Here is an 11,840-nt window from a genome sequence, read left to right as displayed (position 1 = left end):
TGAAGGAGAGATCTAAGAGGAGCATGCTACCATTCAGGCTTTATCATAATAAAGGTAAAATCGAATTACCATTGTCATTATATAGCTGCGGATTACATCACCAGCACATGATGCATCGGCCTATTGGTTATCCAACATTTCAATGCATGATTTGTTTTGCAGGATCAGGTGCCTTTCACTTTGAAAACATACCTTATATCAAGATGAAAAGGGGAGATATCTTATTTGTGCCAGGCAAACTAGCTCATGACTACGGTCCATCTGCAACTGAACCCTGGTTATTAGGGTTTATGGGAATTGAGGGAAGCTTTGTTGAGACCCTTGTTAATACACTACAACTTCCAATAATGAAACCAATCTCAGTGAATGAAGTTAAGATACAGCAGCTTGAATCCGATATCAGGGAGCTATGGCATGTAAGTGAACCTGAGGTGAGCGACCCATATCATGTGGCCTCTACGAAAATATATAGTATGTTGACGTACATCGCTACAACGACTCACAGTGAGAAGCCTATGCAAAACAATCGAAGCAGCACGAGTGCCAAAGAAATGCTTCGCGCCTCGGTTCAATATATGGAGCAGCATTATATGGATGACTTAAGCCTCGCTAATATTGCAGATACGGTCGGTTATTCCAAGCAACACTTTCAACGCAAGTTTAAAGAGATATATGGCGTGAATCCCAGCCACTATCTTCAACGCCTTCGATTGCTCAAGGGGGCAGAACTGCTAACAGAGCATTCTGAGCTATCTGTAGGTGAGGTTGCGACGATGGTAGGTATGGAATTAAACTATTTTGTACGAATATTCAAACGAGTGCATGGGATTACGCCCGCCAAATATCGATACACGGTGTAGTACTCTATTGGTTTTCAGAGTCTATTTGTCCTTGAGAGTCATTTAATTATTGAAGTCGCTATCCTAGCGGCTTTTTTTTGTTTTATCGATGGTTGGAATGGACATGAAAACGATGCTCGTATTCCCTGATTTCGATCAAGGTTATAGATCGACGCTTATACAAGGTTGTAATTATGTAAATTTCAGTTGGAAATGATGATTTTACCCTGATGTAATGATTTGTAGAATAAGGATATTAAGTAGAACAAGGAGAGGTTTCCATGACAAAACCAGATGTCTCGCATCATCCTCAGATACCGGGCTATAGTTATAAAATCAATGATCCATTCTGGTCGCACTATATTGAACTGGTTCGCAGCGTGGTTGTTCCCTATCAGTGGGAAGCGCTTAATGATCGTATTGAAGGGACTGAACCCAGCCGGGCCATTCGGAATTTCCGCATTGCAGCAGGGGAGGAAGAGGGCGTTCATTATGGCATGGTATTTCAGGATAGCGATGTTGCAAAATGGATTGAGGCAGCAGCATACCTGCTCTCTGCGAAGCCCGACCCTGAACTGGAAGTCCTTGTAGATTCCGTTATTGAGACCATAGCCCGAGCACAGCAAGCCGATGGCTATCTGAATACGTATTTTACCCTGCGTGAACCTGGGGCGCGCTGGACGAACCTCGCCGAGTGCCATGAACTCTATTGTGCAGGACATATGATTGAGGCTGGTGTGGCGTATTATCATGCCACGGGCAAGCGCAAGTTGCTGGATGTAGTTATTCGTTTGGCAGATCATATAAGCACCGTGTTTGGTACACAGCCGGGACAATTGCCAGGTTATGATGGGCACCAGGAGATTGAACTTGCTCTTTTTAAACTGTATGAGACGACAAAAGAAGAGAAATATCTTGAATTAAGCAGATACTTTCTGGATCAGCGGGGAGCGCTTCCGCATTTTTTTGTAGAGGAATGGGAGCATAGGGGGCGTTCTATCCATTTTGGCGTATTGGACATGGTACACCGGCACTCGTACTCCCAGTCGCATCTCCCCATTAGGGAACAGTCAACAGCAGAAGGTCATGCGGTTCGACTGGTGTACATGTGTGCGGCTATGGCGGATGTAGCTGCAGAGACGGGAGACACATCGCTGCAAGCAGCTTGTGATCGATTATGGAACAACATCGTAAGCAAGCGAATGTACATTACGGGAAGCATTGGTTCATCAGCCAAAGAAGAAGCATTTACAGGTGATTATGACCTACCTGGAGATACGGCTTACGCAGAGACCTGTGCTTCAATTGGCCTGATCTTTTGGGCAAAGCGCATGCTGCAACTGAATCAAGATAGCCGGTACGCGGATGTTATGGAACGAGCTCTATATAATACGGTGATTAGTGGAATGTCCCTGGATGGTCAACGTTTTTTCTATGTGAATCCACTTGAAGTCGATCCGGAGATTCAACGTGTCAATCCTAATTATGCCCACGTGCGAACACGCAGACAAGGATGGTTTGGTTGTGCCTGCTGTCCGCCGAACATTGCACGATTACTTGCCTCATTGGATCAATATGTATTTACTCCGGCTGTGGAACAGGCCACGTTGTATGTGCAGTTGTATATTGGCGGAGAAGGGGAATTCAGACTTAAAGATAAAAGAGCAGCGTTAACCATGATTTCTGACTATACATCCACCGGAGAAGTGAAGTTGATTGTTCAGCCCGATTCTTCGGAAGGAATGGAGTTTACGATAGCTCTGAGAAAGCCGGATTGGTGCGTGATTCCCGAGCTGTGGATTAATGGAGAGAAGACAGAACAGGATGGGTTTATTTTTGAATCCGGTTACATGAGGGTGACCCGTACGTGGAAAGCCGGCGATGAGATCAGGCTCCACTTCCCTTTGGAGTTGCTGCGGATGAAAGGTCACGATCACATCAAATCCACTTTCGGAAAAGTAGCCATACAGCGGGGACCATTTATGTATTGCCTCGAAGAAATCGACAATGGCCGCGGATTGCATCGTATTCAGCTGCCGCGAGATGCCAAGTTTTCTATTGACAGCAGGGAGTTAATGCCTTTGGGAATTCCGGCAATTACAACGATTGGTCGGCGAATGGTATCCGATGAAGACTGGGGAACACATTTATATCGCAGTGATGTTCAATGGGATACACGGTCTGCCGAACTTCGCTACATTCCATACTTTACTTGGGCGAATCGGGATGAAGGAGAAATGCGGGTGTGGATTCCGGAGTGCGAATAAAGGGATTAATTATCTGAAAACAAAAGAAAGCGTCTGATTTACCTAGAGATCGCGTTGCAGGATAACGCAATTTCTGGTGAGCAGACGCTTTTTATTTTTTCAGAGCATCAGTTCTGAATGAGTCGTTGTTTTAATTTCTGTGTTGGTGAACTTGCTGCGGAAGTTGGAAGGAGAGATGCCCTCTCTTTTGGCAAAACAGGAAGAGAAGTAGGATACATGATTGAAGCCAATCTCTTCGGCGATTCGGGCAACGGGCCAGGTGGTTTGCAATAGAAGTTTTTTGGCCTGTTCGATTCTGTAATGCAACAGATATTCCATAGGCGTCATCCCATAAACTTTTAGCATGCTACGTGCGAGATAGTTTGGATGGTAGTTGAGTTCCTTTTGCAGCATCGGATTGGAGATCGGTAGAGGGTAATTGTGACGGATGTAGAGTTCGACTTTCTCGGCAATCCGGATGGCGGCAACATCGGACAGTGAGGACAGCCCAAGATCCATATGCTGCATAAATTGCTGAAAGCTCGCCTGTCTTTTCCAATTGCGCATGGACTGAGGCTCCTGATCAAGCTGAGAAAAATGCTCCAGCAGTTCCATATCTTTAGTTGCAATACGAATATGTTTGGGGATGAAAATGGAACAGACATCACAGTGATTCAGATACGCGTTTACCTTATGTGTCTTGATTAATTCGGCCTGATTGGCGAGGCATTCGTCCATGTTCGAAGATTCTCTCCAGCTGCCATAAGTTTGAAAATGAATCCAGATCATTTCCGTTTCTTCCTTACATGCAGCGTAGCCGTAGTGATGACCATCGGGCTTAAGAATCAGTGCCTCTCCTTGCTTTAGAAGCCACTCTGTTCCGTCTTCACTAATAGCGAGTGAACCGCGTGTAACAACAATTAGGTCGAAGACACCGATGTCACTGCGGCTGATGTGATATTCACCGGCTTCGTAATAAGCACGTCCACAATCAATGAAATACGGAATAGGTGGAGTGATGAAATGAAGAATGGGCGAGTCCAATCCGGCACCTCCGATCAGGTTGAAATATTTAAAATTCATGTTGGCATCGATCATTTATTTTTCATGATACAACAAGTATCATTGAAAATAAAGCGCTTACGAAGTTCAGTTTTCTATTCATTCAGCACTACTTCATTTCAGGACTCACAGTCGGTGGGGCACTCAATGCTCATCAGAAGGGAGGCTTCTACTTAACCGAAAGCATGCACGTCATTTTCTATTGATCGGTCAAAAGTATTTCGTAGAGGGCACTTTACTTACCGGTTTAAAAGAATTAATCGCCTAATGGATATGATCACATATATACAGGAGGTTACGATGACAATGATTTCGAAGAAGTGGAAGTCGCTTATGATCGCGCTGCTACTGACAGCTTCAAGTCTGCCATTGCAGGTTAGCGCTCTGCCAGAGGTCGCGGCGGCTGCAGTAAAGAATGATATTTCAAACTCTAGCCTATCTGCCAAAGTTGGGGATTTAGGCCAGATAGAAGAGCTCTATATCAACAACAACCCTACCAATAAACAGGGAAAGCCAATCAATTTCGTTCTACCTAACACGACATCACCGCAAAATGGTACTCAGCACCAGTGGATGGGTGAAATGATCTTCTCTTACCGTACGGGTGCTAGCGAAGAATTCCCTGATAACAGGGATGGTTTTGTAGAAGTTGATACCAATAAGACATTGGCCGCCGGAGGGTCTACACAATATTCGACGATCAATCCTAATAACCCCTATTTTAACAAGTCAGCATCAGCAGATGGCAAGAAGGTAGAAGTCAACTTTATCGGACAGAACCTGGACTCTACGGTTCAGCGGGTAATGAAGGGCTTCGATGTGAAGTCAGTTTTTGATATGGAGACCAATGACGGTTCAATGCTGTGGGAAATTACGGTGAAGAACAAGAGTAACCAGTATATAGAATTCGGGGATATTGGCTTGCCGATGCCTTGGAATAACAAATACCAGACCTTATCTGATACGTATGACGACCGTGTGACAGTGCATAATTTTGCAGGTGCTGACAGTGGATATTCTTATGCCATCCGCACGAGTGGTGAGGGGAACTATATGCTCTTCACTCCGGTGCCGGAGAGCGGCGCTCGAATTGAATATGTGGATTATTGGATGCATGAGGCGGGAGAGTTACGTGCTGCAGATACATTTAAGAATTGGACCGGGGACAGTGGCGGCTGGTATCCAGGGTTGAACGTGCTCTATATCCACTCCAAAGACATTCAAAAAACCGGACGTGGTTACTTTACCGATGCTTCCAGTCTCGTTCTCGGGCCGGATGAGTCCAAGACGTATAAGTTCAAATTCTCAGCGATCCGTGGAGGCGACAATACGCCGCAGGAAAGTGCCCAAAGCCCTAATAACAGCGCGACCTCGATGGAAGACCGTGAAGCCAATCTCCGCTCCATTCTATATAAGTCAGGCATGATTGATGCCGTAGCGGTGCCGGGCTTCCAGACTGCGATTAATATGCCTGTAAAGCTTGACCTGCATTATGACGACAGTATCGTTGATGTACAGTCCATCGATATTCTGAATTTGGATGAGAATGATCCGTTTGATGAAGCGCATATTCCGGATATCAAGCCTGGGAAGAGTAGGCAGGAAATGGTTGACAACTCACGGAGCGGACGGGGACTGCCTAATGGGAACCCCGGCTATAACGAGTCAATTGAGTTTGTGGAGACTAAGATTGTAAATGGTGAGCAGCATCATATCTATTCCCTTCAGTTTGATTCGATTGGCAACAACAGCGTGCGTGTTGAATATAAGCTGAAGGACGGCAGCGAATGGGTGGATAAATTCACTCAATTTGAATTCAATGTTCTAGCCGAGCTGGATGCAATCTCGGATACCCACTCGGAATTCATGGTCGAGCAGACACAGGACATGAACCCTGAAAGTCCGACTTATGGTAACTATTTCGATTGGTATCTTTCAAGCGGCATGGATCTCAACATAAATCATTGGGGTGATGACTGGAGCCATGACAACATCAACTTCATGACAATGAAGAACTATCTGGCTCCTAACCCCGATGAAATTCGCTCTATCGAGACATACCTGATTGACTTCATGTGGGAAAGATACATGAAGAATACGCAGGATAGCTACATCGTTGCGAACTGGCTAAAAGACTCCGGGGCGTATACGGACAAAGATAAGCCCTATACACGTACATTCTCTGAAATCATGGAAGCTACCGGATTCTTCAACATGTACCGGATTCAGAAGGCGTATCCTAATCTCATCGAGTATCGGGAATCACCTCAGTTTTATCTGGAGAAGGCATATAACATCTATTATAAGCGTGTTTCAACCGGAGCCATCGGATTCTATGGCGAGCAGCAAATCCCAGATATGATTGAAGCACTGAAGGAAGAGGGGATGCAGACCGAGTCAGCCAATCTGCAGAAGAAGTTTGCCCTCGACAAGGGAAGGAATATGACGAGAGCCACGTATCCTTATGGTTCGGAATTTGAATATGACAATACTGGCGAAGAAGGGGCTTATGCAGCAGCGAAGGCGCTACGTACTTACTATCCAGCAGACACACTTACAGGTGCTGCAGAGAAAAGTATGGAAATGGCCGACTGGAAAACACGTGCCATGCGCGGGATACAGCCTACCTGGTTCCACTATTCTGTGCCTGTCTTCCGCGGCGGAGAAGGTTGGTGGAATTTCCAATACACTGCGTCTTTAGCAGGATACATTATGGATGACTGGCTCCGATATGAGAATGATGGCAGATCGGTGGAGCAGAAGGCAATTGCACAGCAGCGTAATTACGCTGCGAAGATTTCGAACTTCAATGCTGTCAATATGGGGCAGATTTCGGCAAATTCAGTGGGCAGTACCTCTTGGCGATATTCGATGTATAAGGGAGGTACAGGAACTAAAGACGTATACGATGGCGGCTCACGCGTCATGAGCAACGGCTGGAATGACTTTTCGGGCGAATCGGAAGAAGGCCTCTATGGTTCGTTACTTAGCATCAGCTCCGATGTTGTGACAGATCCCGTATTTGGGCTGTTCGGATATGGGGCGCTGGTGACTGACGAAGGAGACAGCTACAACATTACGCCGAAAGATGGTTTCGGCAAGCGGATCAATCTGATCGATGAGAAAATCTATTTGGAGCTGGAAAGCGATAAAATTGAAAGTGCGCAGATCCAAAAAGACGGTAAGGGCTATACTCTTCAACTTCTTAACGTTTCCGGAAAAGAGCATACTTCACGGATTTCGTTCGATGGTATGGGGATAGAGAATGGCTACTATACCATGAAGCTGAATGGTGAAACAGCCGGACAGTTCTATGTTAAGAACAATGCAGGCGTGGCTATGTTTCAGATGGGCAACGTGCAACGAGCTGAGTTGACCATTGAAAAGTCAGCCGGCGGTGAAAATGAAGCTCCACATATTACTGTAGAATTGGCGACAGAACAGCCACAGGCGTTGATTCCTTTTATGCTGAATGGAATTGTAACCGATGACGGCGCGCCAGAAGGGGCTCTGTCTTATCAATGGGAAGTCGTCAGCGCGCCGGAAGGCGGCAAGCTAACTTTTAAACATCCCAAAGCAAGTATTACACAGGCTACAGGTACGAAAGAGGGAACTTATACGATTAAGCTTAGCGCAAGTGATGGAACACTGACTGCTTCCAGTCCGATAACCTTTGAGCTGGCTTCACCACCAGATAAACAGCCTCCAGCAATTGGTCAAGTGACCGCGGTTCAGGATGTTAGCAATAACAGTATCGTGGTTTTGTCTGGTGAGGCTATACCCGATCCTGTGCATAGCGAGGCAGAAGAATCACAGTTGAACTACACTTGGGCCGTGAAGCAAAAGCCTGAGGGTTCCGCGGATATTTCTTTTGTGGGTGGTGATAAGGCATCGGCCTATGCGCGTGTAAGTAAGGCAGGCACTTACGTGTTTACTTTCAGTGCGGCAGATGGAGACAAGAAAGCCAGCAAGGATGTAACTCTTGAGATTAAGGAAGATACAGCTGATGTTTACCGGGCCCTTAATGTAGTGACCAAGAAGGATATTGCACCAGAACTCCCAAGACAAATTTGTATTCTGTCAGAGGACGGCTACGTAGAGCAGGAAATCACATGGGATGCTATTGATCCAAGCAGCTATGCTAGTTCAGGCCAATTTGAAGTCAGAGGCAACGTCAATGGTAGTGTTCTAGAGGTTTGGGCTACCGTATATGTGGTGGATACAGGACTACAGAATGCTGCTCTGACAGCTAAAGCTTCTGCCAGTTTCTCTGGTGGCGACGGATACCCGGAAGCGATGAATAACGGTATTGAACCTAGGAGCTCAGCAGATTTTTCACCGAACCGCGGTGCCTCCAACAGTGCATGGCATAACTGGGGAAGAGAAGGAGATCCGGCATGGGTGACGTATGAATGGGATCAGCCATTCCTGGCCTCTTCGATGGATGTGTATGTATTTCAGGACAACGGTGGGAACTTCCGTCCGAAGGATATACAACTTATGCTTCGCGGTGTAGATGGGAAATGGTACACCCCGCGGGACATAAAGGGACTTGGCAATGAACTTAATAAATACAATACAACGACCTTCGAGCCTCAATATATTACAGGTGTCCGTCTGGACATGAAGCCTTCCGTTAATGGTATCGGTATTCTGGAGTGGAAGGTAAATGGCTATACTGGCGCTGTAGAAGATAAGTCAGAACTGATCAAGGTCTATAACTACGTAAATACATTAAATGCTTCGAACTTTATAGATCCTGGCCTGTCGCCCATTGAAAGGGCGAAGACAGAAGCTTCTGCTGTAATCAAGAATATGAATGCCACAGACGGAGAAATAAAGATAGCGCTGGAGAAACTGCTAACGGACTTACGTCTGCTGAGCCCGAGAGATGGCAATATGGCCTTCCTCGCCAATGCTTCTTCCAGCTACACGTCTCCTTGGGAGAGTCTGGCGGCAGTGAATGACGGCAAAAAGGAAGGCAATAACATCCCGCATTGGGGAACCTGGGGTCATGAAGGCGCAGAGGAGTGGGTGCAATATGAATGGCCGCAGGGTGCTTCCATCCGGAGTTCTGATCTGGTGCTGTGGTCAGACGCCGGTGGGATCAAGCCACCTACCCAAATTAAGTATTCCTACATCCCAGCGGATAGCGCTACAAATGAATGGGTAACCGTAGGAACGATTATGGAAGGAATCAAAGTGGTTGAACATTCTCCAGCAGAATCCTCCAATCCGTACACGTTTGATCCGGCACTGGAGGTAAAGGCGCTAAGGGTTACCCTGACCAAGCAATCACGGGCAGGAGATAATGGTGTAGGACTATGGGAATGGGAAGTTCACCAGGCCGTATCCTTGCCTGATCGCGAGGCTCCACTAACACCAACCGGTGTGGCACCGTCCATTCCCGGTGGAGATGACGGCAAACTGCTTGGTGTTACAAGTGAAATGGAGTATAAGAAGGATGGCGAAGAAGAATATACTGCAATTGTAGGAACGGAGGTTGCAAACCTCACCGCTGGTAAATATTATGTCCGGTATATGAAGACCGATTCGCTGAGCGCCAGCCTGGATAAGGAAGTCTTAATACCAGAAGGGCAGACACAGGAGCAGGCTGCACCTGATGCGAGTGGCTGGGTAATCTCACACGCCAATTTGGATACCGAGACAAAAGGCAAAATTGAGGGTTTGGATGATACGATGGAATACCGCCAGTTGGGCGAAGCGGATTATACGCCTGTTACAGGTTCAAGTATCACTGAACTGAACCCTGGCAGTTATCAAATTCGGTACGCAGCCACAGATAGCCTGAAGGCAAGTCCGCCGGTGACCGTAGATATTCGCAATGAAGCCAAAGAAGACAGAGAGCCCCCAACAGCGGAAGGACTGGTCATTATACCGCCTACAGTGGCAGGTGGAAATGATGGCAGAATCGAAAATGTGACTGCCGATATGGAGTACCGGAAGACGGATCGAGGTGGTTACTTGTCTGTTAGTGGAACCATCATCGAAGGGCTGGAGGCCGGAAGCTACGATCTTCGGTACGCTGGAACAGATACGAGCAATCCAAGTCCTACGATCCTAATCATTGTGCCTGACGGAACCAAACAAGAGCAGAATCCACCGTCCAGTGAAGAGGTTAAGGCTGTAAATGTTAGTGCAGCGGGAGCCAAGGACGGTAAGATCATTGGTGTAAGTCCTGCGATGGAATACAGGCAAGAGGGAGGAGACGCTGTAAGCTGGGGTGCGATCACAGGCACAGAGGTTAGAGGTCTTGGCAATGGAATCTACGAAGTGAGATATAAAGAGACGGCAACTCATTATGCGAGCTCATCCCTTACGATTGTTATCAATAAACCAGTTATCAATCCAGAACCGACAGAAACACCGCCATCAACGAATGCACCTGTGTCAGTCACCGCACCTACATCGACTCCGACCGCGATTCCTGAAAACATAAAAGTTGAAGGGAATTTAATTAAGATTGTAGCACCCAAGGTAGATACGAAAACCGGTAAAGCGAAAGGAGCAGCCATTAGCCAGGCAGACATGAATAAGGCTCTTGATCATGCGCAAGCGAATGGAGGCAATGTTAAAACGCTTGTAGTGGAAATACCGAAAGCAACGGGAGCCAGCTCCTATGCAGTCGAGCTTCCAGCCGCTGCACTAACCGCAGATCATGGCAACATCAAGATAGTGATGAATACGGAATTTGGTACCATTACCGTGCCTTCTAATCTGCTGAAGTATGCGTCAGGTGCGAAGAGTGTAGAACTAGCACTAAGCCAGTTAGATCCTGCAAAGCTTCATTCAGAAGTAAAATCTGTGACAACCAGCAAACCTGTTATTGCATTAACTGTGCACTTAGATGGAGTAGAGATAGTAGACCTGAATGCACCGGCTGAAATTAGAGTGCCTTATACTCCTAGTGTTGAAGAATTGGCTAATTCCAAATACCTTACCGTGTCGTATGTGGCTATAAACAGTACGTTTGTACAGCTACTGAATGGCAGATACGATAGCGATTTGCAAGCCGTGGTTTTTATAGCTGCAAATACAGGTGAATATGCAGTTGTGTATACTAAGAAGTACTTCAATGACGTTATTAAGGATTCGTGGTATGCACCAGCTGTTGAAACAATGGCGTCCAAAGGATTCGTCGAAGGGACATCAGCAACAAGCTTTAGTCCCGGCCAACAGGTCACAAGAGGTGAGTATCTAGCTTGGCTAGTTAAGACACTGGAGCTAAAAGCGGAGGTTAACACCACATTCGATGATGTTGAGCTAGAAGACCGCTATTATAAAGAAATCGGAATCGCCAAATCACTCGGAATCGCTCTGGGCTCGAACGGTAGCTTCTATCCGGAAACGGAAATTACTAGACAAGATTTGGCTGTGCTGACCATGAGAGCTTTGCGGGCGGTGCAGAAAACTGAGCAGAACAGTACAGCTGAGGATCTCAAGAGATTTACCGATGTTGTAACTGTAGCCAAGTACGCAGTTGATGATATGGCTGCAATGGTTAAAATGGGGCTCATCAATGGGCGAAGCAATACCACCTTGAGTCCTACTGGAATGACAACCAGAGCAGAAGCTGCTCAGGTTCTGTATAAGATTTTCTTGCAATTATAATTAAAGCAAACGATCTTGATCCTTTTTCTTATAGGGTCAAGATCGTTTTAGTAATCAGAGA

At 46.4% G+C, this 11,840-nt stretch carries 4 protein-coding genes; 3 read left to right on the top strand and 1 reads right to left on the bottom strand.

The window, feature by feature from the left end; all coding sequences use genetic code 11:
- Window positions 1-23 precede the first annotated feature (23 nt).
- Both M3636_RS08795 and M3636_RS08790 read left to right on the top strand, forming a co-directional pair.
- Window positions 24-860: an AraC family transcriptional regulator gene (locus tag M3636_RS08795; protein ID WP_353056272.1), complete on the top strand. Its 837-nt coding sequence runs from the start codon at window positions 24-26 to the stop codon at window positions 858-860.
- A 260-nt stretch (window positions 861-1,120) separates the two neighbouring features.
- Window positions 1,121-3,106: a glycoside hydrolase family 127 protein gene (locus tag M3636_RS08790; protein ID WP_251382164.1), complete on the top strand. Its 1,986-nt coding sequence runs from the start codon at window positions 1,121-1,123 to the stop codon at window positions 3,104-3,106.
- A gap of 99 nt (window positions 3,107-3,205) precedes the next feature.
- Here the strand turns inward: M3636_RS08790 and M3636_RS08785 are convergent, their stop codons facing one another.
- Window positions 3,206-4,129, bottom strand: coding sequence for a helix-turn-helix transcriptional regulator (locus M3636_RS08785; RefSeq protein WP_251382161.1), 924 nt, complete (start codon window positions 4,127-4,129; stop codon window positions 3,206-3,208).
- Window positions 4,130-4,447: 318 nt separating this feature from the next.
- Here M3636_RS08785 and M3636_RS08780 point away from each other — a divergent pair, with 318 nt between their 5' ends.
- Window positions 4,448-11,779 (top strand): DUF5695 domain-containing protein, encoded by a 7,332-nt coding sequence (locus M3636_RS08780; protein WP_251382160.1) that lies wholly within the window; start codon window positions 4,448-4,450, stop codon window positions 11,777-11,779.
- Window positions 11,780-11,840 lie beyond the last annotated feature (61 nt).

Origin of the sequence: Paenibacillus sp. MER 99-2, from assembly GCF_023714095.1 — a bacterium.
Classification (GTDB): domain Bacteria; phylum Bacillota; class Bacilli; order Paenibacillales; family Paenibacillaceae; genus Paenibacillus.
This window is presented reverse-complemented; position numbering and strand designations above follow the sequence as displayed.